At 72.8% G+C, this 26,972-nt stretch carries 25 protein-coding genes; 7 read left to right on the plus strand and 18 right to left on the minus strand.

Going from position 1 to position 26,972, the window contains the following annotated elements:
- Window positions 1–11 precede the first annotated feature (11 nt).
- Both pucL and ABD369_RS15450 read left to right on the plus strand, forming a co-directional pair.
- Window positions 12–926: a factor-independent urate hydroxylase gene (gene pucL, locus ABD369_RS15445; RefSeq protein ID WP_344636961.1), complete on the plus strand. Its 915-nt coding sequence runs from the start codon at window positions 12–14 to the stop codon at window positions 924–926.
- Between the two features lie 190 nt (window positions 927–1,116).
- The gene (locus ABD369_RS15450) at window positions 1,117–2,499 is read left to right on the plus strand and encodes an 8-oxoguanine deaminase (RefSeq protein ID WP_344636962.1); all 1,383 of its coding nucleotides are present in this window, start codon (window positions 1,117–1,119) and stop codon (window positions 2,497–2,499) included.
- A gap of 233 nt (window positions 2,500–2,732) precedes the next feature.
- On the opposite strand, the gene ABD369_RS15455 is transcribed toward ABD369_RS15450, so the two are convergent.
- Both ABD369_RS15455 and aceB read right to left on the minus strand, forming a co-directional pair.
- Complete coding sequence (locus ABD369_RS15455; protein WP_344636963.1) at window positions 2,733–2,873, minus strand: hypothetical protein; 141 nt, start codon at window positions 2,871–2,873, stop codon at window positions 2,733–2,735.
- Window positions 2,874–2,975: 102 nt separating this feature from the next.
- Window positions 2,976–4,628 carry a malate synthase A gene (gene aceB, locus ABD369_RS15460; protein ID WP_344636964.1) on the minus strand — a complete coding sequence of 551 codons (1,653 nt, stop codon included), beginning with the start codon at window positions 4,626–4,628 and terminating at the stop codon, window positions 2,976–2,978.
- Between the two features lie 192 nt (window positions 4,629–4,820).
- Between aceB and ABD369_RS15465 the strand changes: the two genes are divergently transcribed.
- On the plus strand, window positions 4,821–5,615 hold the full coding sequence (locus tag ABD369_RS15465) for an IclR family transcriptional regulator (RefSeq protein WP_344636965.1): 795 nt from the start codon (window positions 4,821–4,823) through the stop codon (window positions 5,613–5,615).
- A 603-nt stretch (window positions 5,616–6,218) separates the two neighbouring features.
- Here ABD369_RS15465 and ABD369_RS15470 read toward each other — a convergent pair.
- Complete coding sequence (locus ABD369_RS15470) at window positions 6,219–6,530, minus strand: hypothetical protein (protein ID WP_344636966.1); 312 nt, start codon at window positions 6,528–6,530, stop codon at window positions 6,219–6,221.
- Between the two features lie 604 nt (window positions 6,531–7,134).
- Between ABD369_RS15470 and ABD369_RS15475 the strand changes: the two genes are divergently transcribed.
- Both ABD369_RS15475 and ABD369_RS15480 read left to right on the plus strand, forming a co-directional pair.
- Window positions 7,135–7,530, plus strand: a complete 396-nt coding sequence (locus tag ABD369_RS15475) for a ribonuclease (protein ID WP_344636967.1) — start codon at window positions 7,135–7,137, stop codon at window positions 7,528–7,530.
- Between the two features lie 186 nt (window positions 7,531–7,716).
- The gene (locus ABD369_RS15480) at window positions 7,717–8,046 is read left to right on the plus strand and encodes a phenolic acid decarboxylase (protein ID WP_344636968.1); all 330 of its coding nucleotides are present in this window, start codon (window positions 7,717–7,719) and stop codon (window positions 8,044–8,046) included.
- 6 nt (window positions 8,047–8,052) lie between these two features.
- On the opposite strand, the gene ABD369_RS15485 is transcribed toward ABD369_RS15480, so the two are convergent.
- The 6 genes from ABD369_RS15485 to ABD369_RS15510 all read right to left on the minus strand — a co-directional run bounded on the left by ABD369_RS15485 (window position 8,053) and on the right by ABD369_RS15510 (window position 13,215).
- On the minus strand, window positions 8,053–9,204 hold the full coding sequence (locus tag ABD369_RS15485) for an alpha/beta hydrolase (protein WP_344636969.1): 1,152 nt from the start codon (window positions 9,202–9,204) through the stop codon (window positions 8,053–8,055).
- Window positions 9,205–9,519: 315 nt separating this feature from the next.
- The gene (locus ABD369_RS15490; protein ID WP_344636970.1) at window positions 9,520–10,383 is read right to left on the minus strand and encodes a universal stress protein; all 864 of its coding nucleotides are present in this window, start codon (window positions 10,381–10,383) and stop codon (window positions 9,520–9,522) included.
- Between the two features lie 231 nt (window positions 10,384–10,614).
- The gene (locus ABD369_RS15495; RefSeq protein ID WP_344636971.1) at window positions 10,615–11,553 is read right to left on the minus strand and encodes a phosphotriesterase family protein; all 939 of its coding nucleotides are present in this window, start codon (window positions 11,551–11,553) and stop codon (window positions 10,615–10,617) included.
- Entirely contained in the window at window positions 11,550–12,005 is a 456-nt protein-coding gene (locus tag ABD369_RS15500) for a carboxymuconolactone decarboxylase family protein (protein ID WP_344636972.1), read from the minus strand. Before ABD369_RS15500 ends, ABD369_RS15495 begins: the two co-directional genes overlap by 4 nt.
- 4 nt (window positions 12,006–12,009) lie before the next feature.
- A complete protein-coding gene (locus ABD369_RS15505; RefSeq protein ID WP_344637116.1) occupies window positions 12,010–12,591 on the minus strand; it encodes a DUF4865 family protein in 582 nt (193 codons plus the stop codon).
- A gap of 66 nt (window positions 12,592–12,657) precedes the next feature.
- Entirely contained in the window at window positions 12,658–13,215 is a 558-nt protein-coding gene (locus ABD369_RS15510) for a TetR/AcrR family transcriptional regulator (protein ID WP_344636973.1), read from the minus strand.
- Between the two features lie 181 nt (window positions 13,216–13,396).
- Between ABD369_RS15510 and ABD369_RS15515 the strand changes: the two genes are divergently transcribed.
- Window positions 13,397–14,389 (plus strand): aldo/keto reductase, encoded by a 993-nt coding sequence (locus tag ABD369_RS15515; protein ID WP_344636974.1) that lies wholly within the window; start codon window positions 13,397–13,399, stop codon window positions 14,387–14,389.
- Window positions 14,390–14,498: 109 nt separating this feature from the next.
- On the opposite strand, the gene ABD369_RS15520 is transcribed toward ABD369_RS15515, so the two are convergent.
- From ABD369_RS15520 to ABD369_RS15540, 5 genes are all read right to left on the minus strand, one after another.
- Entirely contained in the window at window positions 14,499–15,305 is an 807-nt protein-coding gene (locus ABD369_RS15520) for a winged helix-turn-helix domain-containing protein (RefSeq protein WP_425557626.1), read from the minus strand.
- A gap of 951 nt (window positions 15,306–16,256) precedes the next feature.
- Entirely contained in the window at window positions 16,257–16,844 is a 588-nt protein-coding gene (locus tag ABD369_RS15525; protein WP_344636975.1) for a GTP-binding protein, read from the minus strand.
- Window positions 16,825–17,277 carry a DUF742 domain-containing protein gene (locus tag ABD369_RS15530; protein WP_344636976.1) on the minus strand — a complete coding sequence of 151 codons (453 nt, stop codon included), beginning with the start codon at window positions 17,275–17,277 and terminating at the stop codon, window positions 16,825–16,827. Before ABD369_RS15530 ends, ABD369_RS15525 begins: the two co-directional genes overlap by 20 nt.
- Before the next feature lie 8 nt (window positions 17,278–17,285).
- Window positions 17,286–17,705 carry a roadblock/LC7 domain-containing protein gene (locus tag ABD369_RS15535; protein ID WP_344636977.1) on the minus strand — a complete coding sequence of 140 codons (420 nt, stop codon included), beginning with the start codon at window positions 17,703–17,705 and terminating at the stop codon, window positions 17,286–17,288.
- Window positions 17,702–21,007 carry a sensor histidine kinase gene (locus ABD369_RS15540; protein ID WP_344636978.1) on the minus strand — a complete coding sequence of 1,102 codons (3,306 nt, stop codon included), beginning with the start codon at window positions 21,005–21,007 and terminating at the stop codon, window positions 17,702–17,704. Before ABD369_RS15540 ends, ABD369_RS15535 begins: the two co-directional genes overlap by 4 nt.
- A 441-nt stretch (window positions 21,008–21,448) precedes the next feature.
- Between ABD369_RS15540 and ABD369_RS15545 the strand changes: the two genes are divergently transcribed.
- Complete coding sequence (locus tag ABD369_RS15545) at window positions 21,449–23,314, plus strand: AMP-dependent synthetase/ligase (protein WP_344636979.1); 1,866 nt, start codon at window positions 21,449–21,451, stop codon at window positions 23,312–23,314.
- Window positions 23,315–23,528: 214 nt separating this feature from the next.
- Here ABD369_RS15545 and ABD369_RS15550 read toward each other — a convergent pair whose 3' ends face one another.
- From ABD369_RS15550 to ABD369_RS15565, 4 genes are all read right to left on the minus strand, one after another.
- Window positions 23,529–24,326 carry an SGNH/GDSL hydrolase family protein gene (locus tag ABD369_RS15550; RefSeq protein ID WP_344636980.1) on the minus strand — a complete coding sequence of 266 codons (798 nt, stop codon included), beginning with the start codon at window positions 24,324–24,326 and terminating at the stop codon, window positions 23,529–23,531.
- A 151-nt stretch (window positions 24,327–24,477) separates the two neighbouring features.
- A complete protein-coding gene (locus ABD369_RS15555; RefSeq protein ID WP_344636981.1) occupies window positions 24,478–24,819 on the minus strand; it encodes a VOC family protein in 342 nt (113 codons plus the stop codon).
- 44 nt (window positions 24,820–24,863) lie between these two features.
- Entirely contained in the window at window positions 24,864–25,463 is a 600-nt protein-coding gene (locus ABD369_RS15560; protein WP_344636982.1) for an NUDIX domain-containing protein, read from the minus strand.
- Between the two features lie 255 nt (window positions 25,464–25,718).
- Window positions 25,719–26,717, minus strand: a complete 999-nt coding sequence (locus tag ABD369_RS15565; protein WP_344636983.1) for a hypothetical protein — start codon at window positions 26,715–26,717, stop codon at window positions 25,719–25,721.
- Window positions 26,718–26,972 lie beyond the last annotated feature (255 nt).

Genomic DNA, 26,972 nt, shown 5'->3' on the forward strand with positions numbered 1-26,972 from the left:
AGGAGCCCGCCATGGCCCATGTGCTCGGCCAGAACCAGTACGGCAAGGCGGAGAACCGCATCGTCCGGGTCTACCGCGACTCCACCCGCCACGAGATCAAGGACCTGAACGTCTCGGTCGCCCTCTCCGGCGACTTCGACGACGTCCACCTCACCGGCTCGAACGCCAACTGCCTGCCCACCGACACCACCAAGAACACCGTCTACGCCTTCGCCAAGAAGTACGGCATCGACTCGGCGGAGGACTTCGGGATCACCCTGGCCCGCCACTTCGTCGACAGCACCGAGCCGGTCCGCCGCGCCCGGATCCGGATCGAGGAGTACGCCTGGGACCGGATCAGGACCCCGGACAGCACCTCGCGCCCCACCGGCTCGGAGGAGGCCGGCCACTCCTTCGTCCGCAACGGCCAGGAGGTCCGCACCACCGAGGTCCGCTACGACGGCGAGTACGTCCAGGTGGTCTCCGGCCTCAAGGACCTGGTGGTGATGAACTCCACCGACTCGGAGTTCTGGGGCTACATCAAGGACGGGTACACCACCCTGCAGGAGGCCTACGACCGCATCCTGGCCACCCAGGTGACGGCCCGCTGGACGTACTCCTACCGTGGCGCGGAGGGCGAGTCCCAGCCCGACTGGAACCGCTGCTACACCCAGGTCAAGCGCCACCTGCTGGAGGCCTTCGCCGAGACCTACTCCTACTCGCTGCAGCAGACCCTGCACGCGATGGGGACCCGGGTGCTCGACAACCGCGCCGAGGTGGACGAGGTCCGGCTGGAGCTCCCCAACAAGCACCACTTCCTCGTCGACCTGTCGCCGTTCGGCCTCAAGAACGAGAACGAGGTCTACTACGCCGCCGACCGGATGTACGGCCTCATCGAGGGCACCGTGCACCGCGAGGGCGTCGTCCCGGTCATCCCGGCCGTCTGACCCACCCCACCACCGTGGACGCCACGGCCGTCCTGCTCAACCTGCTCTTCCACCACGTCGGCACGGACCGCCGGGGCCGGCCCGGCGATCCGCCCGACGCGACGGTGCCGACGGCGACACCGTCCTGACTGGCCGGGGGCGGGCACCCCTCACCCGTACGCCCCCGATCCCTCCCCATAGGAGTCACACCATGGCAGTCCAGCCGCCTCCCGCAGACCAGCGGGTCGTCATCGAGAACGCCGCGATCGCCACGGTCGACGCCGACGACACCGAGTACGCGCGCGGCCACGTGGTCCTCCTCGGCAACCGGATCGAGTCCATCGGCGGCGGACCCGCCCCGAAGTGGCTGGAGAACGTGGTGCGCCGGATCAACGGCGAGGGCCACCTGCTCACCCCGGGCCTGGTCAACACCCACCACCACTTCTACCAGTGGATCACCCGGGGGCTCGCCCAGGACCACATCCTCTTCGACTGGCTGGTCGCGCTCTACCCGACCTGGGCCCGGATCGACGACCGGCTCGTCCACGCCGCCGCCCAGGGCTCCGCGGCCGCGCTGCTCAAGTCGGGCTGCACGACCGCCGGCGACCACCACTACGTCTTCCCGCGGGGCGGTGGCGACATCCTCGGCGCCTCCATCGAGGCCGTCCAGGAGCTCGGTCTGCGCTTCACCGCGCTGCGCGGCTCGATGGACCGCAGCCGGAAGGACGGCGGTCTGCCGCCGGACCGCGCGGTCGAGCGGACCGAGGACATCCTGGTCGCCTCCGAGGCGGCCGTCGACAAGTGGCACGACGCCTCCTTCGGCTCGATGCTGCACATCGCCATCGCCCCCTGCTCACCGTTCTCGGTCTCCACCGAACTGCTGCGACAGAGCGCCGAACTGGCCCGCCGCAAGGGGGTGCGCCTGCACACCCACGGCTCCGAGACGGCCGAGGAGGAGGAGTTCTGCAAGCAGCTGTTCGGCATGGGCCCGACCGACTACTTCGAGTCCACCGGCTGGCTGGGCGAGGACGTCTGGATGGCGCACTGCGTCCACATGAACGACTCCGACCTCGCCAAGTTCGCCGAGACCGGCACCGGGGTCGCGCACTGCCCCTCCTCCAACGCCCGCCTCGCCGCCGGCATCGCCCGGGTCCCGGACATGCTCAGCGCCGGCGTCCCGGTGGGCCTCGGCGTGGACGGCAGCGCCTCCAACGAGTCAGGTGAGCTCGGCACCGAGCTGCGCAACGCGCTGCTGATCAACAGGCTGCACGGGTGCCCGGACGCGCTGACCGCCCGTCAGGCGCTGCGCCTGGGCACCATGGGCGGCGCCCGGGTGCTCGGCCGCCAGGCCGAGATCGGTTCCATCGAGGCCGGCAAGCTCGCCGACCTGGCGCTGTGGAAGATCGACGGCATCATGCACTCCTCGATCGCCGACCCGGTCGCCGCTCTGGTACTGGGCGCGCTGCCACCGCTGACCGCCCTCTTCGTCAACGGCAACGCCGTGGTCGAGCGGGGCAACCTGACCACGGTGAACGAGGACCGGATCGCGCTGGCCTGCGCCCGCGCCGCCAGGGAGCTCGCCTCCCGCGGCTGATCCCACCGGACTCCGGGGCGCGCCAGGGACGGCGCGCCACCCGGACCCCACCCGGCCACGCCGTCGGGCGGGGCACGGCCCCGGGCCCACGGCGAGGATCCGGGGTCGTGACACGCCGTCAGCCATTGCGTCGAATCCTGGACGCGGCCTGGGACAGCGCCTTCCGCGGGGATCTCGACATCGTCGGGGTCCACATCGCCGCCCTGCGCCGCAGACTTTCTGCGGACGGGTCGTCAGGACCCCCGCTTCTCCTGATCGCAGGTGCGCCCCGCCCGCACGGCGACCCAGACCTCGGCCGCCGTGCCGAGGCACTCGATCACGACGCCGCCGATCCTGGCGATGCCCGTCAGTGTGTAACCGAGGACCTCTTCCATACCGTCTCCCCCTCGCTGCGTCAGTGGGGCCGCACCGCGCCGCCCCGGTGCCAGGGTACGCCAGACGGCTGGAGCGGGGGCGGCGGGCAGATGGACTCCGACTCAGTCGAGCAGCCGGTATGCCGGCAGGGTGAGGAAGTCGACGAACTCCTCGGCCAGCGCGAGCTTTTCGAAGAGCCCGGCGGCCTCGGCCCAGCGCCCGGACGCGTAGGCGGCATCACCCGACTCGGCGCGCAGGGCGGTGAGTTCCTCGACCACGAGGCGGCGGACCAGCTCCGCGGTGGCCTTCTCGCCGGTGTCGGACAGGACGACGCCGTTGTGGATCCACTGCCAGATCTGGGAGCGGGAGATCTCCGCGGTGGCGGCGTCCTCCATCATGTTGAAGATGCCGACGGCGCCGAGGCCGCGCAGCCAGGCCTCGATGTAGCGGATGCCGACCTGGACGGCGTTGTGCAGCCCGGCCCGGGTGCAGGAGCCGCTGGCGCCCGCGATGTCGAGCAGTTGGGCGGCCGTGACGGGCTCCTCGGAGCCGGGGTTGTCCTTCTGGTCCGGCCGTTCGCCCAGCACGGCATCGAAGGAGGCCAGGGCGACCGGGACCAGGTCGGGGTGGGCCACCCAGGAGCCGTCGAAGCCGCCCGCTGCCTCGCGGTCCTTGTCGGCCCTGACCTTCTCCAGCGCGGCGGCGTTGACCTCGGGGTCCTTGCGGGACGGGATGAAGGCGGCCATCCCACCGATGGCGTGGGCACCGCGCCGGTGGCAGGTCCGCACCAGCAGCCGGGTGTAGGCGGCCATGAACGGCGAGGTCATGGTGACGCTGTTGCGGTCCGGCAGGATGTAGTGCTCGCCGGCGTCGCGGAAGTTCTTGACGATCGAGAACAGGTAGTCCCAGCGGCCCGCGTTGAGCCCCGCGGCGTGGTCGCGCAGCTCGTAGAGGATCTCCTCCATCTCGAAGGCGGCCGTGATGGTCTCGATCAGGACGGTGGCCCGGACGGTGCCGTACGGGATGCCGAGCTCGGCCTGCGCACGGGTGAAGACGTCGTTCCAGAGCCGGGCCTCGAGGTGGCTCTCGGTCTTGGGGAGGTAGAAGTAGGGGCCCGGGTTGGGATCGTCCGCGCCCCTGGCCAGCAGCCGCCTCGCGTTGTGGAAGAAGTAGAGGCCGAAGTCGAAGAGGGCGCCGGCCACCGGGACGCCGTCGACCAGCAGGTGGTTCTCGTCGAGGTGCCAGCCGCGGGGGCGGACCACGACGGTGGCGAGTTCGGCGGCGGGCCGAAGAGCGTAGGTCTTGCCCTGCGATGAGGTGAAGTCGATCCGGCCCTCGAAGGCGTCGATCAGGTTGAGCTGGCCGGTGACCACGTTCTCCCAGGTGGGCGCGGTGGCGTCCTCGAAGTCCGCGAGCCAGACCTTCGCGCCCGAGTTGAGCGCATTGACGGCCATCTTGCGGTCGGTCGGTCCGGTGATCTCCACCCGGCGGTCCTGCAGCGCGCGCGGTGCCGGTGCGACCTTCCACTCACCCGCGCGGATCTCCGCGGTCTCGGGCAGGAAGTCGAGGGTGCCCGACCGGGCGATCTCGGAGCGCCGGGTCTTCCGTCGGGCCAGGAGCTCCTGGCGGCGACCTTCGAAGGCCCGGTGGAGCCCGGCCACGAAAGCGACCGCCTCTGCGGTGAGCACCTCCTCCGCGCGGGGGACGCGCGGACCGACGACGGTGACGACCGGTGCGGCGGCGGATGCGCCGGAGGACCCTTGATCTGCGGCCATGGGCAGAACAACTCCTTGGACGGTTGAGCCGGCGAAGGGAGCTCCGGTGGGAGCTTCCTCGATCCACTGAACACGCCTACCGGCGGGTTCTGTTCTGTAAAGTGGAGACTAGTTTCCGCAATACAGAATTTCAACGTTTTGTTGAGAGCTTGCGGGGACTCTACGCCTCCTCCGACAGCGAAGGGAACGCCGGTGGCCAGCACCCCCGCCACAGCACCCACAGGGCCCGACCGTGCGACCGGCGGCGTCCAGTCCGTCGAACGCGCCTTCCAACTGCTGGAGGCACTCGCCGACGCCGGCGGCATCGCCACCCTGAGCGAGCTCTCCGCCACCTCCGGCCTGCCGATGCCGACCATCCACCGATTGATCCGCACCCTCGTCCAGCAGGGGTATGTCCGGCAGGACACCGCCCGCCGCTACACCCTGGGCCCGCGGCTGATCCGGCTCGGCGAGACCGCCGGGCGCCTGCTGGGCAGCTGGGCCCGCCCCTACCTGGCCGAGCTGATGGAGGCCACCGGCGAGACCGCCAACCTGGCCGTCCTGGAGGGTGGCGAGGTGGTCTACGTCGGCCAGGTGCAGTCGCGACGCTCGATGCGGATGTTCACCGAGGTCGGGCGGAGGGTCCAGCCGCACTGCACCGGTGTCGGCAAGGCGCTGCTCGCCCAGCTCCCGGAGGAGGAGGCCCGGGCCGTCCTCGGCACCCAGCCGCTGCAGTCGCACACCCCCTTCACCGTGACCGACCCGGCGCTGCTCTTCGAGCAGTTGACGCTCTCCCGGGAGCGCGGCTACGTGGTGGACGACCAGGAACAGGAGATCGGGGTCCGCTGCATCGCGGTGGCGGTGCCGGGCGCCCCGACACCCACCGCACTCTCGGTCTCCGGACCCGAGGCGCGGATCCGAGCCCTGGAGGCGCAGGAGGGGGACACCGCGCTGGTGCCGGTGATGCTCCAGATCGCCGCCAGGCTCGGCCGGGTCCTCGCCCCCTGAGCAGTCGCCGGACACCGGCCCGCGACGGGGCCTCCGCACACCCGGCCGAGGTCCCGCCGCACCGGCCCGGAGCCGGCACCCACCCGACTCAGGTACAGCCGCTGCCACCCGGACCGCCGAAGAAGATGTACGGACCGGACCGACTTGGTGGCGCCGATGAACCTGGCGAAGCTGGGGAAGTTCAGGCCGTCCTGACGTGCCATGATCGTTCTCCGTCCTGCGTCAGTGCGATCGGCAGGGCGGCCGGGCCCCGGCCGACGGCACCGCGACCGGTACAGGGCGAACAGGCCCACCGGACAAGGCGATTGCGGCCCAGCCGCGATCGGGAGACGGCTCCGCTTCCGGCCGCGGGAGCAGAGCGGGCGCGGGCCCGGCCGTCCTTCTCGGGCCCGCACGGGCGGCGACCCCGGGCCAACGGCCCGCCGCAGCACTCCGCGGTCGACTGCCCCGGCCCGCCGCAGACCGATCTCGGCTACACGATAACCCCCACTCCCGCCAACTTCCCGTTGGAGCTTGCCGGTTGTGGAACATGCAACCGACTCCCGGCCGGGCCGCACCGAGCGCCGGCGGCATCACCCCCGGCGCCGCCGCACCCGTACCCGCTCAGTCCAGGACCGGGGTGCCGAGCTGGGCGACGGAGACCTGGAAGACCGTCAGTTCCGGCTCGGAGCCGACCTGGACGAAGAGACGGGGCGCCGCGGCCAGCCTCGGGTTTGCACGGACCGCGTGCAGCGACTCCAGGTCCCGCCAGAGCGACTGCACCCGCCACCGTCCGCCGGGCCCCCTCAGCAGCTCGGTTCTGATCAGTCCGTCCGGCAGTGGACCGGCCACCAACTCCCGGTAGGAGTCCACCAACTCGGCCTCCCGTTCGACCGCCACCACCGCGCTGACCTCGCTCAACACCTGTCCGGACATCGCTATCACCTCCGCAGATCCAGGCTACGCCGCTACATCGGGCGACCGGCTCGGCACTCTGCGGAGGTGGGTGGTGATGGTCCAGGTCAGGACAGCCCGATCGACGATCGCCGCGGCGGTACTGGCCACCACGGACCCGGTGGGGCCGGCCGGCGGAGCCCGGCGGGCCGGAGCCGAGCCGGGCGCGGCCCGCCGCGCCCCCGCCGCGGCGGCGCGACCGCCGGCCGCCGGTCCTCGCACGGATGTCCGGGGAGCCGGCCGGTACGGGATGCTCCGGTCCGGCCGGCAGCCCGGCACTACCGGCCGTGGCGACGGCGGCGGCCTCCAGCGCGCCGGCGGTCAAGACGATGCCGCCGCCGCCCAGCCCTCCGCCGGCCCCGAGCGGGCGACTGCGGGCCGGCGGGTGCGGACGCCGTCCGCGCGGCGATCGGACGGGCGCGGGCGGCGCGGCGCGAGCCGAAACCGCAGATGACGCCCCATCACCAACCAGGGGCAAAGCACGGTGGTACGGCGCACGTCAAGAAGGTTTTGGACTGGTGATCATCCGGCAAAGTCCTTTTCTTGACACTTCCATGACGCCCTGACTGCCCATCACACTTCAGGTATGACCATCACTCTACGCGCGTGGAAGACCCGCGCCGCCTCTGTTGCCACCATCGCCCTGCTCACCCTGGCGCCCACCGCCTTCTCCGCCACCGCGGCGCACGCCGACGTCAGCGGCACCATCTGCCAGAGCGAGCTGCCGAGCCAGGCGGACGACACCCTCGCCCTGATCGACCAGGGCGGCCCGTTCCCGTACTCGCAGGACGGCGTCGTCTTCGGGAACCGCGAGGGCGTGCTGCCCTCCGAGTCCTACGGCTACTACCACGAGTACACCGTGGTCACCCCCGGCTCCCGCACCAGAGGCACCCGGCGGATCATCACCGGTGAGGGGAACCAGGAGGACTACTACACCTCCGACCACTACTCGACGTTCCGCCTGATCGACTTCAGCTGCTGACCCGGCCGGCTCGTCGGCGGTGATCCGCCGGCACCGGCTCGGCGCTGACCAGGCGCCACGGCACGGCCTCGACGAGGCCGTTCGGAAATTCGACGGCGGATTCCGGCGGCGCGTCGGATAGGTTGGTGGGTGCGACCGGCCCGGTCGCACCCACCGACCGACACTCTCCAGAGGATCACCCAGACGATGACCGCGCCCCTGCCAGGCTTCGCCGGACACACCTACCTGTTCCAGGTCGACAACGGTGCCGCCTTCCGCAATGCCTACTCGGCCGACGGGACGCGTCTGCGCTGGGAGGGCCTCGGCGAGTCCGCCGGCCAGTGGGAGGACGTCGAACTGCACGTCGCCGAGGTCGGCCCGCAGATCTACTTCGTCAGCTGGACCGAGGCGAGCGGCCTCACCGTCAGCCATGTGATGGACCTCGCCAAGCTGACGGTCCGCGCCTTCTGGACCTACGAGGGCGAGGGCGGCCGGGTCGGCGAGCTGCACACCGGCACGCTGGAGCGGATCGCCTGACCGTTACTAGGCCTGGACCCTGAGGTGCTGGGAGAGGAACTCCAGCGCCGGGGGCAGCAGCCGGCCCCAAGTACTGAAGTTGTGGCCGCCGCTCGGCAGGTCGGCGGTCGCGACGGTCATCGGCTGCTGGACGGCGGCGACGAAGGCGTCCGTCCGCTGCTTGTAGTCGCCGTCGCCCTCGTCGGTCCCGGCCACCATCACAGAGACCGCGGGCTTGGGCAGGTTGTTCAGCCGCCAGACCAGGTCCGCCTCGCTGCGGCGCTGCTCGCTGCCCTTGAACAGGTCACCGGTGGTGGCGTCCTCGGCGGCCTTGTAGTAGCCGGAGAGCGAGACCCCGGTCAGGAACGAACCGGGATTGCGCATCGTCAGCTTGAGCGCGCAGTAACCGCCGGTCGAGTCGCCCATCACGCCCCAGGCGTGCGGGTCCGCGGCCACCCGGTAGCTGGCCTCCATCACCTTGGGCACGTCCTTGGCGAAGTACGTCTCGGCCTGCGGCCCGCCCGGGACGTCCTCGCACTCGGTGTCGGTGGGCATCGCCGGGGAGGGCCGCATCAGGACCAGGACGGTCGGCTGCATCTTGCCGGACCGCATCAGGTCGAGCGTGGCGCCCGGATAGTTGAGCCTGGTGATCAGGTTCTTGGCGTCCCCGGGGTAGCCGGTCATCACGATCGCGGCCGGGAACCTGGCGTTCGCGTGGTCGGGCTGGAAGTACTGCGGCGGCAGGTAGACATAGGCGTCCGTGGCCAGCCCGGTGGCCGGTCCGGGGATGCGCACCGCGTCGATCCGGCCGACCTGCCCGGGGTCGTGGCCGGTCACCTCGTCGCCCTCGACGGTCTCCTTGCCGAGCAGCTGCACCGTGGCAGTCTTCGCCGCACCGCTCTCGCGGCTCGTACCCGAGCCGCTGCTCACCGTCACCGGGCCCTGGTTCCCGGTGCCCAGCAGATCGTCCCAACTGCTGTAGAAGGCGAAGTAGTTGTTGGCCGCCAGGGCCAGCGCGCAGAGCACCGTGAACTGGCTCACCAGCAGCGCCCCGATCCGGCCCAGCACCGACCGCCAGCTCGTCCTGGCCAGCCTCGGCCACAGCCACACCGTCGCGGTCATCGCCAGTACCGCGGCCAGTATCGCCAGCGCCAGCACCTCGTGGCTCGTCAGCCCCATCGCCCTGCTGCTCCCGTGTGCTCCGGACGGCCCGACGGCCCGTGCGTGATGGACGGTCCGTGTGTGATGGACGGCCCGTGCGTGATGTACGGCCCGTCGACGGGCCCATGCCCGAACTTACGCCCGGAGGGGGCCGCGCGGTTGCGGCGGGGTGGCGGTGAGGTTGCTGCGGGCCGCCCCGGCCGGTGGCCAGCAGCGCGGGCAGCGCCTCACGGGTCACCCACGGAGGTACCGGTGAGAGTCCTTCTCCGAGACGGCCAGCACCTTGGTGACCAGCCGCTCGGCCGCGCCGGCGTGAGCTGGCCCCGGCCGGGGTCAGATCGGGACGACGGCCACCGGGCAGTGGGCGTGGTGGAGGACCGCGTGGACGGCCGTGCCGAGGCGGAGGCCGAAGTGGGGGGCCGGCGGATGGCGGGCGATGACCAGGAGCGCGGCCTGGTGCGAGGTGTCCACCAGGGTGGCGGCGGTGGCACCGGCGAGGTGCTCGAGCCGGACGGGGATGTCGGGGAAGTCCTCGCACACCGGGTCGCAGGTGCGGTGCAGCAACTGCTCGTGCAGTCTGGACTCCTCGCCCAGTTCGTCGATCATCGGCGCCGCGTGCGTGACGTCAGCGACCACCGGTGACCAGACGTGCACGGCCCGGACCGGCAGGCCGGAGCCGGCGGCCTCACGGAGCCCGAACCGCAGTGCCTCGCCATCCCGTTCGTCCCGGATCGCCACCAGGATGTACTCGCCCGTGGCGGATCCGTGCCGCACCACGACGGTCGGGCAGCTGGAGTGGGCACAGACCCGCAGGCTCACCGATCCGAGCAGTAGCGAGGCGAAGCCCCCGTGGCCCCGGGTGCCGACGACGGCGAGTTCGCCGTGCTCGGCGGCGGTGAGGATGGCCATGGCCGCCTCCCTGGGGACGACGTCACCGGTCAGGTGCAGACCGGAGTGCGCGGCGGCGAGCTTGCCGAGCGCCTCGTCCAGGACGTCCTGGGCGTTCTGGAGGATGAGGTCGGTGACGGCCTCGCTCGTCCTCGGGGAGAGCGTGACGGTGCCGGTGTTGACCGCGTGCACCAGGTGCAGGGAGCAGCCCCGCCGTTCGGCCTCTTGAGCGGCCCACTCGGCGGCGGCGGCCGCCTGCGGCGAACCGTCCACCCCGGCGACGATGCCCGCAGGGGATCTGCTGTTCATTCTCGGCTCCCGGAACCGCTCCATGCCCTGCGTCGGCCCGTGCCGCGTCCGTCGGTTCCGGGCCGTCCCACAGGGCCCTGGTACCAGGATGCACCGCTGCGCCCGTCGGGGAGACCTCATCCACCGGAGCCCCGGCCCAGAGCCTGCGGCACCGGCGGCGGTGACCCTCCGCACTCGCCCTCCTGCCGCTCCGCGACCTGTCCGGCCGCGGCCGGTGCGCGGTGCCCTGGTTCAGGCGAAGGCCAGGACGCGGGCCGGGTTGGCACGGAAGACCAGTTCGGGCAGCTCGGGCCCGAACTCCCGTACCAGGCGCGGACGGAGCGCGGTCAGCAGGTACGGCATGCCGGGGTTGCCACGGGCCGCCGAGGTGGTGGTGTCGCCGCCGAGCAGCAGGCGTTCGGCGTGACCCGCCTCGGTGAGTGCGGCCAGGGTGTCGAAGAGGTGGTGGTCGGTGGCGTGGTTGATGCGCGACGGCCCGTCGAGGGCGACGTACGCGCCGGACTCCGCGGCCTGGCGCTGGAGGCGCAGGTCGGGGAGGCGGTTCAGGTGGCCGAGGATCACCCGGTGCGGCGGGACGCCGAGGCGGCCGCAGAGCAGGTCGAGGACGTCGAGGGCGCTGGTGCCCAGTTCGTGGTGGACGGCGATCGGGGCACCGGTGGCGTGGTGCGCCTCGGCTGCCGCCGTCATGGTCCAGCGGGCGTGCCGGTCCAGGCCGTGGTAGCCGCCGGCCACCTTGATCAGACCGGCCCGGCCGAGGGGGCCGGCGGCTTCGGCCCGGTCGGCGGGCTCGGCGGGCTCGATGGGTGCGATGGGCTCGGTGAGCTCGGCGACGAAGAGCCGGGCAAGGTCCAGGTCGCGCAATCGCTCCGGCGCGTAGTGGGCGGCCTGGTGCAGACCGGTGGCGGCGACCAGGTGGATCCCGGTGGTGCGGGAGAGCACGACCAGGTCTCGCAGCCGCCGGCCCATGCCGTGCGGGGTCCACTGGACGACCGCCTGCCCGCCGGCGGCTGCGAAGGCGCGCAGCTCGGCCTCGGCGGCCGCCGGGTCGTCCAGCTCCTGGCCGGGGAGCAGCCGGCTGCGCATGAAGAGGTGGTCGTGTGCGTCGCAGACGCCGAGTTCGGCGGGGTCCAGGTCGCCGAGGACGGTACGGACCGCCGGCTTGCCGCTCACCGGGCCGCTCCGGCCAGCTCATCGGCCCGGGCCTCGGTCTGGTCCCCCGTCCCCGCCTCGGCCTTGGTCTCCGCCAGCGCGGCGGCGGCGACCCGGAGCCCGGCCAGTGCCTTCGGAACACCGATGTACGGTGCGAGGTGGACGAAGACCTCGACGATCTGCTCGGCGGTCAGCCCGACCCGCAGACTGCTGCGGACGTGGCCGTGCAGCTGGGGCTCGACGCCGCCGAGGGCGGCCAGGGAGGCGAGGTTGAGCAGCTGGCGGTCACGCAGGGTGAGGCCCTCGCGCTGGTAGGTGCCGCCGAAGAGGCTGGTGACGATCCAGTCGGGGAAGCCGGGAGCGAGCTCCTCAAGACCGGGCAAGGTGGCCGACTGGGTCGGCCCGTCCACCAGCTCGTCGAGCGTCCGGTAGCCGCGCTCACGGTCGAGGTCGGCGGGGGTGAAGGCGTGCACGGGATCAGTCCTTCCGGTCGGTGGGGAGGTGCTCGAGTTCGGGGCGGGACAGGTGCAGCACCCGGTAGCTGGTGCCGTCCTGGTCGGCCGGGGCCGTGTCCTGCTCCCACAGGGCGAAGCGCACCAGCTCCCAGCGGTACGGGTCGAGGGCGACGGCCACGGAGTGCAGGCCGGGCTGGTCGAGGAGGGCGGCGAGCTCACCGGCGAGGGCTTCCTCCGGGTCCACCCCCTCGGCGAGCCGGGTGGTGCGGCGGGTGGCCGTACGGGGCGTCAGGTCGCGGGCGCGGCCGAACCCCAGGCCGGTGCCGAGCCAGTGGCGGACGGGCGGGCGGCCGAAGTCCGCGCTGAGGCCGGCGAAGCCGGGGCCGCGCAGGAAGCCGGCCATGGCCTCGGCGGAGCGCCAGAGGTAGAACGGCGCGTACTGGTTGACGGGTGAGGCCCCCGAGCCGCGCTCCCGGACCAGGTACGCCTTGAGGCCGAGGCCGGGCAGCCGGTCCAGCAGCGGCCCCTTTGTGGCGACGCGCCTGCGGATGATCCGCATGTCGTAGTCGGCGGGCAGGGTGATCTCGTACTGCATCGCGTACACGGTCATGTCCCCCGGATGGTCGTGCATCGGTGGTCGCGGGCGGGTCGGCGCGCGGCAGGCCGATGGTCAGTGGGCCCGGAGCAGTGCCAGGGCGCCGCGGACCGCCTGCCGGAAGGGCTCGGGCGAGTCCGCCGCGCGGGCGAGCACGTAGCCGCCCTGGACCACGGCGGCGATGGCGGTGGCGACCTCGGCCGGGTCGGGACCGGTGGCGAACTCGCCGGCGGCCTGGCCCTCGGCGACGAGTTCGGCCAGCCGTCCGCGCAGCCAGTCGAAGGTCTCCTCGACCGGCCTGCGCAGCTGCGGTTCGGCGATCACCTCCGAATCCTGGGCCATCCGGCCGATCCGGCAGCCGCGCAGCACGTCGCGGTCGCGCAGCAGGTAGGCCTCGATGCGCTGGTACGCCGTTCCGGGGCCGGAGAGCTGCTGCTCGACGAGGGCCTTGAGGTCCTCCGCGCTCCGGCTCAGGGCGGCGGCGGCGAGGTCGCTCTTACCGCTGAAGTGGTGGTACATGCTGCCCTGCCCGACGCCGGAGCGCTGCTGGATCGCCTTGGGGCTGGTGCCGGCGTACCCGCGCTCCCAGAGGAGCTCCTGGGTGGTCTCGATCAGTCGTTCGCTGGTACCCATGGCCCTACTGTACATACCAGTAGGTACAGAACGCCAGCGGGAAAGTGGGCATCCGGTTCGGGCGGCCCTCCCGGGGACAGGGCAGCTCACGGCGGATGACCGGGGCGACCTCGGCGGCTGACAGCTCGAGCCGCTCGCGCTGACGGGCTCGGCGACACCGGTGAGCTGGCAGGATGCTGCCATGACGTACCTCGCCGCCGATGACCGCTACTCCTCGATGACCTACCGCCGCGCCGGGCGCAGCGGCGTGCAGCTGCCGGCTGTCTCGCTCGGCCTGTGGCACAACTTCGGTGACACCCAGCCGCTGGAGGTCCAGCGCGCGGTGCTGCGCCGCGCCTTCGACCGCGGCATCACCCACTTCGACCTGGCCAACAACTACGGCCCGCCGTACGGCAGTGCGGAGCGCAACTTCGGCACGCTCTTCGCCCAGGACTTCCGCCCGTACCGGGACGAGATGTTCATCGCCTCCAAGGCCGGGTTCGACATGTGGCCTGGCCCGTACGGGGACGGCGGCTCGCGCAAGTACCTGCTGGCGAGCCTGGACCAGTCGCTGGCGCGGATGGGCCTGGACTACGTGGACGTGTTCTACTCGCACCGCCACGACCCGGACACCCCGCTGGAGGAGACCATGGGGGCGCTGGACGCGGCGGTCCGCTCCGGCAGGGCGCTGTACGCGGGCATCTCCAACTACCCCGCCGAGCAGCACCGTGAGGCGGTGGCGATCCTGCGGGAGCTGGGGACGCCGGTGCTGATGAACCAGGCCTCGTACTCGATCCTCAACCGGGAGCCGGAGGCCGGCGGCCTGCTGGACGCGGTCGGCGACACCCGGACCGCACTGATCGCCTACTCCCCGCTCGCCCAGGGCCTGCTGACGGATCGCTACCTGAGCGGTTCGGTGCCGCCCGGGTCGCGGATGTCGGTGGGCCACTTCCTCCGCGAGGAGGCGCTGACCGGCGCGAAGCTGGAGCAGTTGCGCGCGCTCGCCGAGGTCGCCGAGCAGCGCGGGCAGACCCTGGCGCAGCTCGCTCTCAACTGGGTACTGCGGGACCCCCGGGTGGTCTCGGTGATCGTCGGCGCCAGCAGTGTCGCCCAACTCGACCAGAATCTGGACGCGTTGAGCGGTGCACCGCTGTCGGACGGAGAGCTGGCGGAGATCGACCGGCTGAGCCGCTGAACCCCCGGAGCCGGGGACCGACCGGTCCCCGGCTCCGGGCGTGCTGCCGCACAGGCGGGACGCCCGGTGCGCGGGTTCGAGCGCTGCCGCTGGAGGCGGCTCGGGTGTGTCAGGCGACCGGTGTGTACTTGTAGCCGACCCGACGGACCGTCACGATGCTGTCCCGGTACGGCGCACCGAGCTTGCGGCGCAGCCTGGCCACGTGCACGTCGACCGTCCGACCGTCGCCGACGTGGCCGTAGCCCCAGACGGCGGAGACCAGGTGGTCCCTGGTGTGCACCCGCTGCGGGTGCTCGGTGAGGTGGGCCAGCAGCTCGAACTCCAGGTAGGTGAGGTCGAGTTGCCTGCCGTCCACGTACGCACTGCGGCGCTCGATGTCCACATTGATGCCGTGTGCGACGGGCCGGGCCGCGGGGGCGGTGCCCACCGCCGGCTCCGCAGCACGGGCCGGGCCGGGGGCCGGCTGCCCGGCGGGCTGCGCGTCGGCGATCGGCCGACCCGGGACCGGGGCGGCCGGCTCCAGCGGGACGAGCACCAGGTACCCGACCAACGGCTGCCCGGCGGCGGCCGCCGTGCCGAACTGCGCTCCGTACTGGGCGAGCAGGCCCGCCGGGAGCGCCGACTGCGGCAGCGCCGCGACGACGGCCGCACCCTCGGGGAGCGCCTTCAGCAGCGACTGTGGCACGGGCGCGGCGGCGGGCGGCTGCTGTACGGCGCCGGGGTACTGCGCTGGGGCGGGGCGCTGGGAGGTGCCGGGGTGCCGAGTGGGGGCGAGCGGGTGCTGCGGTGCGGTGGGGTGTCGGCGCTCGGTGGCCGGGGAAACCGGGCGGACCGCCCGTAGGTGCGGGATCGCGGTCGGGGTGGACGTCGGGATGGACGTCGGGATGGACAGGGTGGCAGTGGAGGAGGAGGACATGGTGCCGCTCTTTCGCGCGTGACGGATGATGGGGGTTCGTCTGCGCGTCCACCGGGCCGTACTGCCGCGGCTGAGTCGACTCAGCGGGCGGAGGGCCGGGACACGCGGGGTGAGCCCGGACACGTCTGGTCGAAGAGGTGCGGCTGCCGGGACGGCCAGAACGGTTCCAGGTCCCGGCTGCCTTCGGCGCCGTGGTCCGCGGCACGGTCCGTGCCGGCGTCGGACCTGCTCAACTGGCCGCTGCGTCCGGTCCCTTGGCGCAGCGTCGGGTGGGGTGTTCGAGTACGGCTCATGTCGCCCGATCCGGGAGAGTGTCGATGTGCGGTGCGGGTGGCCGAGTACCACCGGAGGCCGGGCCCCGCGCGGTCCGGGTGGGTGCGCGGGCGGGCCGTCCGGTGCGGCGGGAAGCGGAGTGCGAGGTGCTGGTGCGGAGAGCAGGTGCGAGGCGGGCGGGCCGGACGTCAGCGACAGCCGGAGCCGCGACAGCACGCACCGAGGCGACGGGCGGCGCCGGGACCACAGGCGCCGCGACAGCGGGAGCCGCAGCCGAGCGCCAGGTCGATGTACCGGCGCACCGTCAGCGCCGGTCCGTCCGGGACGTCCGAGGCGGGGGCGGAAGCGGTGCGGAACCTGCGTACCGCGGTCACTGCACTGCCCTCCCCCCGGATGGTGCGGGCACCGTGCCCGACGTGTTGCGGGCGCCGCGCCCGGCGGTCTGTCGGTGAAGAGCGTTCCACGGCCAGGCCGCCCGAGGCAACCCAGACCTGACGAATCTTCCGGTATACGGACTGTGATCCCACCATTCGGGACGACAGTGCCGCGAGCACCGGTTTCGAGCCCTCCGGCGGGGCCGGATCCCGCCGCCGGCGCGCCACCTTGGCGGCCGCTGCGGCCACCGACGCACCGTCAGGGATCGGGGCATCGGGCCGCTCAAGGAACGTCAGCGCGCCGTCAGCGGCGGGTCGCCGCGTGCTCGACCAGGCGGATCAGCAGTTCCCTGCCGTCCTCGCGGCGACGGGCGTCGCAGAGCAGCACCGGCACCCCGGGGTCCAGGTCGAGCGCGTCCCGGACGTCATCGGGAGCATACGCCTCGGTGCCCTCGAAGCAGTTCACCGCGACCAGGAACGGGATGCCGCGCTGCTCGAAGAAGTCCACCGAGGGGAAGCAGTCGGCCAGCCGTCGGGTGTCGGCCAGCACCAGCGCGCCGAGCGCACCCCGCGCCAGTTCGTCCCAGAGGAACCAGAAGCGGTCCTGCCCCGGTGCGCCGAACAGGTAGAGGGCGAGCCCGGGTCGCAGGTCGATCCGGCCGAAGTCCATCGCCACCGTGGTGGTCCGCTTGGCCTCGACGCCGGCCGTGTCGTCCACCGGGCGCCCCAGCTCGCTGAGCTGTTCCTCGGTGCGCAGCGGCCGGATCTCGCTGACCGCGCCGACCAGCGTGGTCTTGCCGACACCGAAGCCGCCGGCCACCAGGATCTTCAACGCGACCGCACCCCAGGGGGATTCGTCCCCCGATGGTGCGTCAGAGTGCGCGGAGGCCATCGATCACGTCTCGCAGCAGGCGCTCGTCCGGCAGCTGGGCGAGCGGAACGGGTCGGATGACGCTGATCAGCCCGGCCTCGTGCAGGTCACCGAGCAGTACCCGCACCACGCTGACCGGCAGATCGGTGTACGAGCCCAACTCCGCGACGCTCAGCGGTTCATCGCGGCAGAGTTTCAGCAGGGCATGGTGCTCGGGCCCCAACGCGTGCTCCAGGCCGAGCAGCTCGGCCTGGTCGACGGCCTTGATCAGCGAGATCAGGTCGAACAGCCCGTCGTCGGCGGGACGGGCGCGGCCGCGAGTCATCGAGAACAGCCGCACCACCGGCCCTGCTTCGTCGTCGAACCAGCGGTCCTCCTCGGGCGGGCGCGGCACGGAGGGATCCACCGCGCTCAGCGCGGCGGGCGGTTCGGGTGCGGCGTCCTCGATGCTCATCGGCTCGCTCATCTCCCGGGCACAGTGGCCTCGGTACGCGGCTCGGCCGACAGGTGACCGCCGACCCGCTTCACCAGCAGGGCCATCTCGTAGGCGATCTGGCCCACGTCGGACTCGGCGTCGCTCAGCACGGCGAGGCAGCTGCCGTCGCCGGCGGCCGTGATGAACAGGAACGCCTCGTCCAGCTCCACCATCGTCTGGCGGACCCCGCCCACCTGGAAGTGCCGCCCGGCCCCCCTGGCCAGGCTGTGGAAGCCGGCCGCGACGGCCGCCAGGTGCTCGGCGTCCTCCCGCTGGATCCCGCTGGACGTGCCGGTGGCCAACCCGTCGCTGGACAGGATGACCGCGTGCCGCAGGGCCGCGACCCGTCCCACCAGATCGTCCAGAAGCCAGTTGAGTTCTCCGGACGGCTGTGTCGTAGCGGTCATGATTCGGTTCCTTCCGTTGGTGCAGGCTGTGCTTGTCGTGCGGGAGGTGCGGACTGCGGCGGCAGCGATGACGCGGGACTCCCGGGATTCGGTTGCACCCGTCCGGCTGGGCGCTGCGGTCCGGCGGGCTGCTGCGAGGTCTGCGCGGCGGGCCCGCCGGGCTGGGCGGACAGTGCGGGCCGGGCACGAGGTGCGGGCAGCTCTGCCGGGCGGGGCGCTGACGGAAGCGCCGCGCGCCGGCTGCCGCGTCCCGACAGGCCGCCGGATCGCCCGTCCGGCCCTGCGGCGGCCGAGGGGCTGGTGCCGGCGGACGGGTCGACGGGCTGCCCGGCGGTAGGACCGGCGGTCCGGGCGGCAGTCGGGTCGGCGGGCCTCCTCGAGGACTCGGTGCGCCCGGACGGGGACTCGGCGGGCCCGCCCGGACGGTCGGCCCCGGAGGCCACGGTGGACGCGCCGGACACGGGCGGGTTCGGCACGACGGTCAGCGAGGCGGGCTGGCTCCGGTCGCCCCGGCCGCGCTGGTAGCCGCGCTGGAACGAGGCGAAGGCCGACCTGGCCTCCTCCGGCGAACGCTCCCGGACGGACTCGCGCTCACCCGTCCCCGGCGTCGGCCTACCCGCCGCGGCGGCCGCAGCCGCGGCCTTCAGCTGGGGTGCGAGGCTGGCCTGCCGTACGCGTCGCGGCAGCCGGCCACCGGCCGCCAGAAGCGGAGTGCGCTGCGCGGACGGCTGAGCGTCGTCCGACGCCGAGACCTCGGCCTCCGGGGTGGCCGCCTCGACGGCAGGACGAGCCGAGGGCGCGGAGGCGAATCCGGCGGACGGAGCGGCGCCCGTCCGGAGCGGCGCGGCATGCGCTGGGAGCGCGGCACGACGGACGTGCGCCTCATCGGCGGACTCCCCCGCGACGGGGCTGCCCGGTCGGCGGTGCCGTCCGGTCCCGGAGCTCGGGTCCGCGCCCGCGTCGGTGCCGGCGTCCGTATCGGTACCGGTGTCCGCGAGCGCGCCCGGGGCGGCATTCGCTGCCATGTCAGACCCGACCGGCTCATCCGTTCCGGTCGTGCCCACAGCGTTCGCAGCGACCGCGCTCGACGTGTCCACCGGCACCAGGCGCGGCGCGCCCGGGTGCGCGCTGGCGCGGCGGCGCGGCAGACCGCCGGGCGTGCGGGCCGGCTCGGGCATCGAGGGACGCGGGCCACCGGACAGCCGCTCGACAGCGCGCGCCGGCTGTACCAGCTCGTCGCTCTCGGCGCGCGCCTCGGCGCTGCGCCGGTGCGTTTCGTCCTCGGGCAGCGTCGGTACGACAACCAGCTCGCGCTGGCCGCGCCGTACGCCGGCGGACCGCTGAGCGGTCCCGTCCGGGGTGCTCCCGGCCCCGCCCGCCGTGCCGGCTCCCGGGCCGGCCGGGGCCGGGACCTCCGCCAGGAGCTCACGCGGGATCAGCACCACCGCCGAGGTCCCCCCGTAGGGCGAGGGCCGCAGGTGGACCCGGATGCCGTGCCGCAGGGCGAGCCGGCTGACCACGAACAGGCCCAGCCGGTCGGTGTCGGTGAGGTCGAACTCCTGCTCCTCCGAGAGCCGTTGGTTGATCTCCTCCAGGGCCTGCTCCCCGAGCCCGAGGCCCCGGTCGTCGATCTCCAGGCAGAAGCCGTGGGCCACCACCTCACCCTGGACGGTGACCTGGGTGTTCGGCGGGGAGTAGACCGTGGCGTTCTCGACCAGTTCGGCGATCAGGTGGATGACGTCCGCGACCGTGCTGCCGAGCAGGCCGGTGCCGGGGAACGGCCGGACGACCACCCGCGCGTAGTCCTCCACCTCGCTGACCGCCGCCCGGACCACGTCCACCATCCGGACCGGCTTGCGCCAGGCCCGGCCCGGCGAACCGCCGGCCAGGATGATCAGGCCCTCGGCGTGCCGCCGCATCCTGGTGGTCATGTGGTCGAGGCGGAACAGGTCCTCCAACTCGGCCGGGTCCGCCGCCCGGCGTTCCATGGCGTCCAGCAGGGTCAGCTGACGGTGCAGCAGCACCTGGCTGCGGCGGGCCAGGTTGACGAAGACCGCCGACACGCCCTTGCGCAGTTCGGCCTGCTCCACCGCGGCCTCGACGGCGGCCCGCTGCACCGCGTTGAGGGCCTGTCCGACCTGCCCGATCTCCGCCGGTCCCAGGTCCAGCGCGGGGGCCTCCGCGGCCACGTCCACCGCCTCGCCCTTGCGCAGCCGGAGCATCACCGAGGGCAGCCGGGCACCGGCCAGCTCCTGGGCGGCGTTGCGCAGGGTGATCAGCTCGCGCACCAGGCCGCGACCGATCCGGAAGGAGATCGCGATCGAGAGCACCACCGCGACCAGACCGATCAGACCGGCGATGCCGCCGCGCACCAGCTGGTGGATCGCGGCGGAGCGGGCGCGGTCGCCCAGGGTGGCGTCCAGCCGGGTGTTGAGACCCGCCAGCGAGGTCAGGGCGCCGTCGGCGGCGTCGCGCCAGGAGTTTTCGGAGAGCCGCTTCACCGCCTGGACGTGGTCGGGCGAGTCCTCGAAGAAGGCCTCCGCGCTGAGCAGCGCCAGCCAGTTGTTGCCGGCGCGCAGGTTGCGGTAGCCGCTCTGGTCCTGCGGGTCCAGCTCGTCGATGTAGACGTCGAACAGTGCCCGCTGGTTGTGCAGGCCGTCCAGCGCCTCCTGGACCATCAGCGAGTCGGGGTGGTCGGTGAGCCGCAGGCCCTCCATCGCCGCGTCCTCGCGGGACAGGTACTCCCGCGCCCGGACCAGCTCGGTCAGGAGCGTTCCCTGCCTGGGCAGTTGGCCGCTCTGCCGGCTCACGAAGGCGGACCGGAAGCTGAACACCGGATCGATCAGCGCGCTGTACTGGTCGATCACGTACGACCAGAAGTTCGCCGCGCGGGCCACCTGGCCTCGGATCGGGGCGAGCTGGTCGGCACCGCCGAGGATGTCCTGGAGCCGCTTGTTCTGGACGGCATCGAGCTTCTCCCCCTCCGGACCGTTCGCTTTGGTGCGCAGCGCCTCGAGGTCCCGGTCGGTGACGTCCTGTGCCCGGCGGTACGCCTCGGTGAGGGCGGCGGAGTCGCCGGCCGCGAGCGAGAGCACGGCCGCCCGGCGCTCCTCCTGGACATCCCGGGCGTACTGGTCCACGGACCCGCCGAAGGAGCGGTAGGCGGCGGCCACGCCCAGCTGCCGCCAGACGTCGCCGGTGGTCACCAGGGTCGCGTAGACCCAGAGACCGGTGAGGGCGACGATGGGCACCATGAGCAGCGCGATGATCTTCGCGCGGATCGAGCTGCGGCGCAGACGCATGGAGTCCTCGGTCGGGATGGCTCTCGGGCCTGGACGGTGATGACGGTACTTCGGCGGCGGTCGGGGTCGGTCGGGGCGCCGGTCATGGCACCGCACCATTCCGGACGTCAAGGCACACGCCGGACCACGTACGGGCCGCACGCCGGGCCATGTGCGATCTGCGCGAGCTTACTACTCACTGAGCGTCCGTTCGAAGGCTCGAATCCATTGTCCGGAGCCGGTCACCGCAATCCGCCCGTTTTGCCTGGTTGCATGCATTCTGTCCGAGTGGCGAGGGCAGCACCGCACACCTTGGCATGTGCCGGATCCGATTCGGCGCCGTCGCACCCCTGGGCAGCGCAGCGACGATCGGGTAGCTTCGCAGACCCACCGCACGCCGGGCCCGCCGGACCGGGCCACGGACCCGGTGCACGGCCGGGCCGGCACACCAGGATCAGGGCGATGGACGACGGGATCGGGGGCACCGTGCGCGAGTTCAGCAGCCCCCCGCTCGCCGCCCCGGCCACCGGCGGGCTGGCCGACTCGGTGTACGAGACGGCCGAGCGCACCCCCGGCCTGGTCCAGCTCTCCCGGCGGAAACCCTCCAGCGACCGTCAATCGCCGCCCGAGTGGTGCGATGTGACGAACATTCAGTTTCGCCAGGAGATCCTCGCACTGGCCAAGGGCCTGCTGGCCAGGGGCGTCCGGTTCGGCGACCGGGTCGCGCTGATGTCCTCCACCCGGTACGAGTGGACGTTGTTCGACTACGCGCTGTGGTCGATCGGCGCCATCCCCGTGCCGGTGTACCCGAGCTCGGCCGCCGAACAGGTGCGCTGGATCCTGGCGGAGACCCGCGCCGTCGCCTGCGTGGTGGAGAACGAGGACCACGCCATGACCATCGGCGCGGTCTGCGACGCGCTCCCCGACCTCACCGGCATCTGGCAGCTGGACCGCGGCTGCGTGGCCGAGCTGGTCGAGGACGGCCACGACGTACCCGAGGGCCTGGTGCACCGCGGTCGACTGGGGGTCACCCCCGACTCGGTCGCCACCGTCGTCTACACCTCGGGCACCACCGGTCGCCCCAAGGGCTGCCTGCTCACCCACGGCAACCTCGCCGCCGAGGCGGACGCCGCACTGGCCGGCTGGCACGAGCTTTTCCAGGACACCGGCGGCCTGGCGCCCGCAACACTGATGTTCCTGCCGCTGGCTCATATCTACGGCCGGATGGTGCAGATCACGGCAGTGCGCGGTGGCGTGCGGATCGGCCACCACGGCTCCCTCTCCCCCGACTCGCTGCTGCCCGCGCTCACCTCCTTCCGGCCGACCTACCTACATGCCGTGCCGTACGTCTTCGAGCGGATCCACCAGCGGGCCAGGGAGTCCGCCGAGCAGGCCGGCCGCGGCGAACTCTTCGCCCAGGCCGCCGAGGTCGCCGTCCAGTGGGCCGCCGCCCGCGAGCGGCGCGCCTTCGGACGCGGGCCCGGCCCCAGTGCCGCGCTGCGCCTGCGCCACAGCGCCTACGACCGGCTGGTGTACCAGCGGCTGCGCGCCGTACTGGGCGGCCGGGTCCGCAACGTGATCAGCGGAGGCTCCACCCTGGGCCGGGAGTTGGGGCTCTTCTTCGCGGGTGCCGGACTGACGGTGCACGAGGGGTACGGACTGACCGAGACCAGCGCCGCGATCACCGCCAACCCTCCGCACCGGGCCAAGGCGGGCACCGTCGGCCCACCGATGCCCGGCGCCTCGGTGGCGATCGCCGACGACGGCGAGGTCTGGGTACGCGGCGACACGGTCTTCGCCGGCTACCTCAACCACCCGCGCTGCACCCAGCAGGTCCTCCGGAACGGCTGGTTGGCCACCGGCGACCTCGGCACCCTGGACGAGGACGGCTACCTCAGCATCACCGGCCGCAAGAAGGACCTGATCGTCACCAGCAACGGCAAGAACGTCGCCCCCGCCACCCTGGAGGAACGCGTCCGGTCCCACCCGCTCGTCTCGCACTGCCTCGTGGTCGGCGACAACCGCCCCTACCTCACCGCCCTGATCACCCTCGACCCGCCCGCCCTCGCCCACTGGCTGACGATCCACGGCCGTGAACAGCTCGACATCCGGGACGCGTTGACCGACCAGGAGCTGCACGGCGAGATCCAGCGCGTCATCGCCACGGCCAACACCGCCGTCTCCCGCGCCGAGTCCATCCGCGCCTTCCGCCTGCTCCCGCACCAGTTCACCGTCGAACAGGGCCTGCTGACGCCCTCCCTCAAACTCCGCCGCCAGGCCATCCTCCAACTGCACGCGGACGACATCGACGAGCTGTACGCACCCTGAGCCGCCCTCCGGGCCGGACGGTCCGACCGGATGTCCGCGCCCTTCCCAACGAGACGCCCGGCCGCGCCCCGCCCCTCGTCCGGGGGTGGGGCACGGCCGAGGCCGACGCGGACCGGCCGCTCGGGCTACGGGCTGTTCGGGCCACCAGATGCTCGGACCGCCCCTCAGGCCGGCTGCCCGAGGTTGCGGTCAGGCCTGCCGCACCGGCTGCCGGTCAGACACCAGCGGAGAGGGCGGGCAGGTAGCCGCCGGCCTGGCCGCCCGCGTTCGGGTGGTAGCTCTCGTCGATCGGGAGCGTGGTGCTGTGCAGCCACTGCGTGCCGTTGCCGCAGATCTCGTGACCGCTGAACAGGCCGCGGACGTCCTCGAAGGTGAAGCCCGCGTTGGCGGCTCTCTTCGCGATGACGCCGTCGAGGGTGTCGGCCGCGCCGTTGATGGCCGCGCGCTTGGTGTCACCGATGCCGAAGATGCAGGTGCCGTTGATCTGGTAGAGGTGCGGGTAACCCAGCACCACCACATGGGCGTTGGGCGCCTTTCCGTGGATCGCCGAGTAGACCTGGTCGAGCTGGGCGGGCAGGGTGTTCTCCGCGTAGGCCTCCGCCGTCGAGACGGCGCTCAGGCAGGCGCTCTCGGTGTTCAGCACGCAGGTCTCCATGGTGCTGGCGAAGCCCGCGTCGTTGCCGCCGATGGTGATGCTCACCAGCGTGGTGGCCGAGTCGAGCCCGGAGAGCTGACTGTTCAGCACGTCACCGGTCCGCGCGCCCGAACAGGCCGCGAAGGTGAACGAGGACGCCCCGTGGGCGTTCTGCCAGAGGTAGGGGTACGCGTTGGTGCTGCGCTCGCAGCTGCCACTCTCACTGGTGTAACTGCCTGCGCCGACGCCGGAGGAGTAGGAGTCCCCCAGTGCGACGTAGTTGACGGTTGCTGCGCTGGCGGCGGTCGCGCCGACCAGGGTGGTGAGCGCGAGGAGACCGGCCAGAGCGGCTGCGGACACGGCACGAGCAGGGCGCATGGAGCACCTCCACAAAGGTGACGGGGGTCACATTTGTGATACCAGCCGGTAGGCAATTCGAACAGTGCTCATGCCAAGATTGTTGATGAACAATGTGCTTGTGACGTCGACAGATGAACCAGGCGTCAACTCTCGTCGACCTCAGGGACTTTCAGCGGACGACTTCGAGTTCGAATCCCTGGGCGTCGACCAGGTGCACGGCCGACCCGGTGTCCACCCGCAGCCGCCAGCCGGCTTCGAGCGCCACCGCCACGGCGTCCCGCGAACCGTGCACCGCAAGGTGGTTGAGCCCGGCACGCAGCCGCTGATGCCCGCCCGGCAGCAGCGCCGGCGACTGTTCCAGCACCACATAGCTGTCACCGAGCCGCCAGCTACGCCCGTTCACCCAGTGCTGGAACGGCTCGCAGCCGAGCGCCACCAGCACCGGCCCCCACTGCCGTTCGGCCTGTTCGAGGTCGTCGACCCACAGCTCCACGTGATGAATCAGGCCCACGCCCCACCCCTTCGATACCCGCACCGTTCGCCACCCCCGCCTGGTCAGCGAACGAAGAACGAACCGGACGGCGGGAGCTCCTCGATCGCCTCGTTGGCGGCGGCCGGCACACCCAGCTCGGCCACCGCGGTCGCCACCGCCGCGTGCGCCTGGCGCAGCCCCGTCTCGCCCCAGCCGAGCAGCTCGACCGCCAGCCCCGGGGCGACCAGCAGCCGCCGGTAGTGCCGGCCGGACGCCGGGTCGGGCGCGGTCGGCCCGACGGCGCGAAGAGCCGCGGCCATCCGCACCCGCGCGCACTCGTGGCCGCCGTTCGCCGACCCGACCCGGTCGTAGAGGTAGCCGAGGTAGTGCGCCGGGCCGATCACCGCCTGCGCCTCCTCGCCTGCCTCACGGGCCAGCGCAGCCGCGGGATCGCCGTCGTCCTCGGGCTCCAGCGAACCGCCCGGCAGGCTGACCACGCCGTCCCTCGGATTCACCAGCGTCAGCACCCGCCCGTCCGGCACGAAGAGCCAGCCCCAGGACTGCTTCACCGGCAGCCCGGCGGGCACCGCCTCCCCCGGCCGCCACGGCCAGCCCGCGTTGGGACGGCGCCGCACCCGGCCGAGCAGCTCGGAGATCTCCGCGCTGTACTCGATACTGCTCACTCGTCCCCCCTCCAGCGGTCGTGCCCGCGCCTCGTACGGCGCGCGGTCGGTTCGGGTCGGGGACGACCGGGCAGGAGGCCGCCCGGTGCGCTCCGACCTGTTGATCTTCCCCGAACACGCGGTCGATGAACAGTCCTGGCCGCCGCGCGGGGCATGCCGCAGAACCCTGCGGCATGGAACAACAGGGGGCGAACCGGAGACCGACGGAGGCTGAACGGCAGATCAGCCGACGCTCTCCTGGGTCATTCTGACGGCTCAGCGCCCGGCCTCACCCCCGCCGCCGGCCGCGTCGCCACCCTGTTCCCGGGTCGCCCAGCCCGACTCCCCCGCTCCGCCACCCGGCCCGGCCGCGTCGGGCACACCGGCCTCGCCGAGCACCCCGCGTTCGCCGATCGCATCACCGTCATCGGCCGGCCGCTGCGGCGGACCGCCCGCCCACCGGCCCCACTGGGACGGCAAGGGGAACCCCGCCCGGGCCGCCAGCCGCCCCGGCGGACCCTCCGCCCCCACTGCGACCAGCGCGGCCGCGGTCTCCACCACCGACATCGGCCGCAGCCACCCGTCCACCAGCACCCAGCCGAGCGCCTCGCGCCCACCGTCCGCCCTCGCCGGGCGGTACAGCAGCAACTCCCCGGCGCCGTGTCCGGCAACCGCCGCCGCGAGCGTGATGCAGAACGCCTCCACCTCCCGGCCGGAGGTGGTGAACGCCCCGGACTCCACCACCGGTTCGGCCCGCGCCGACAGCTGCTCCCCGTCCAGCAGGCCGACCGACCGCAGCACCAGCAGCTGCCGCCCCTCGCCCGCCCCGGCCCCGAGCGCCAGGTAGACCTCGGACACGTACTGCAGCACGGCGGCCAAGCGCTCCTCCGGCTGCTCCTCCAAGCCGACGGACATCAGCAGCACCGAACTACCGACGGAGATCCGCACCCTGGCGAGGTGGTCCGCCAGCAGCACCGGGAGCAGCTCGGCCAGCGGCTCGCCCCGGTAGACGAACGGCTCGCCCGCCAACTCCGGATCGGCGGCGTAGGCGACCCTGGCCACCGGGTCGTCCTGGGTCAGCAGGTGCTGCTCGCAGAAGTCGGCGAAGTCGAGCGGCTCCAGGACCCGGAGGTGCACCTCCAGCCCCTCACCGCGCAGGGCGCGCAGCTGGTTCTCCGTCCGGCGCAGGTAGTACCCGTAGTCGACGCCACCGAACAGGCCGTGCTCGCGCAGCCGCGCGAAGTCGGCCGGGTCGACGGCGACCGCGAGCGCCACCGGTTGCCGCAGCGCCCCGCCCGCACCCTGCCGCGGGCGCCCGCCGCCCCCGGTGCCCCGGGATCCGTCGGCCGGCCCGGTGGCGCCGCTCCCGGCACCCTGCCTCCGCCGCCCGGGGCCGTTCGTCTCCGCCCTCCCCGGCCCCGGCCGCCCCGTTCCCCGCCTCCGCGCCTCGGGCCCGCTCGGCATCGCCACCCTCGACCCGCCCGGCCCCGACGGGCTGGACTCCGAGCGGCTGCGCTTCGACCGCCTGTA

The sequence above is a fragment of the Kitasatospora cystarginea genome (genome assembly GCF_039533515.1).
Taxonomy (GTDB): domain Bacteria; phylum Actinomycetota; class Actinomycetes; order Streptomycetales; family Streptomycetaceae; genus Kitasatospora; species Kitasatospora cystarginea.

Bases quoted from the DNA above. Each gene is read 5' to 3' on its own strand.
- ABD369_RS15540 (WP_344636978.1), bottom strand. From the start codon at position 21,007: ATGCGTCTGCGCCGCAGCTCGATCCGCGCGAAGATCATCGCGCTGCTC.
- pucL (WP_344636961.1), top strand. From the start codon at position 12: ATGGCCCATGTGCTCGGCCAGAACCAGTACGGCAAGGCGGAGAACCGC.
- ABD369_RS15530 (WP_344636976.1), bottom strand. From the start codon at position 17,277: ATGAGCATCGAGGACGCCGCACCCGAACCGCCCGCCGCGCTGAGCGCG.
- ABD369_RS15490 (WP_344636970.1), bottom strand. From the start codon at position 10,383: ATGAACAGCAGATCCCCTGCGGGCATCGTCGCCGGGGTGGACGGTTCG.
- ABD369_RS15550 (WP_344636980.1), bottom strand. From the start codon at position 24,326: ATGCGCCCTGCTCGTGCCGTGTCCGCAGCCGCTCTGGCCGGTCTCCTC.
- ABD369_RS15475 (WP_344636967.1), top strand. From the start codon at position 7,135: ATGACCATCACTCTACGCGCGTGGAAGACCCGCGCCGCCTCTGTTGCC.
- ABD369_RS15510 (WP_344636973.1), bottom strand. From the start codon at position 13,215: ATGGGTACCAGCGAACGACTGATCGAGACCACCCAGGAGCTCCTCTGG.
- ABD369_RS15520 (WP_425557626.1), bottom strand. From the start codon at position 15,305: ATGTCCTCCTCCTCCACTGCCACCCTGTCCATCCCGACGTCCATCCCG.
- aceB (WP_344636964.1), bottom strand. From the start codon at position 4,628: ATGGCCGCAGATCAAGGGTCCTCCGGCGCATCCGCCGCCGCACCGGTC.
- ABD369_RS15535 (WP_344636977.1), bottom strand. From the start codon at position 17,705: ATGACCGCTACGACACAGCCGTCCGGAGAACTCAACTGGCTTCTGGAC.
- ABD369_RS15525 (WP_344636975.1), bottom strand. From the start codon at position 16,844: ATGGCCTCCGCGCACTCTGACGCACCATCGGGGGACGAATCCCCCTGG.
- ABD369_RS15515 (WP_344636974.1), top strand. From the start codon at position 13,397: ATGACGTACCTCGCCGCCGATGACCGCTACTCCTCGATGACCTACCGC.
- ABD369_RS15545 (WP_344636979.1), top strand. From the start codon at position 21,449: ATGGACGACGGGATCGGGGGCACCGTGCGCGAGTTCAGCAGCCCCCCG.
- ABD369_RS15470 (WP_344636966.1), bottom strand. From the start codon at position 6,530: ATGTCCGGACAGGTGTTGAGCGAGGTCAGCGCGGTGGTGGCGGTCGAA.
- ABD369_RS15480 (WP_344636968.1), top strand. From the start codon at position 7,717: ATGACCGCGCCCCTGCCAGGCTTCGCCGGACACACCTACCTGTTCCAG.
- ABD369_RS15455 (WP_344636963.1), bottom strand. From the start codon at position 2,873: ATGGAAGAGGTCCTCGGTTACACACTGACGGGCATCGCCAGGATCGGC.
- ABD369_RS15485 (WP_344636969.1), bottom strand. From the start codon at position 9,204: ATGGGGCTGACGAGCCACGAGGTGCTGGCGCTGGCGATACTGGCCGCG.
- ABD369_RS15450 (WP_344636962.1), top strand. From the start codon at position 1,117: ATGGCAGTCCAGCCGCCTCCCGCAGACCAGCGGGTCGTCATCGAGAAC.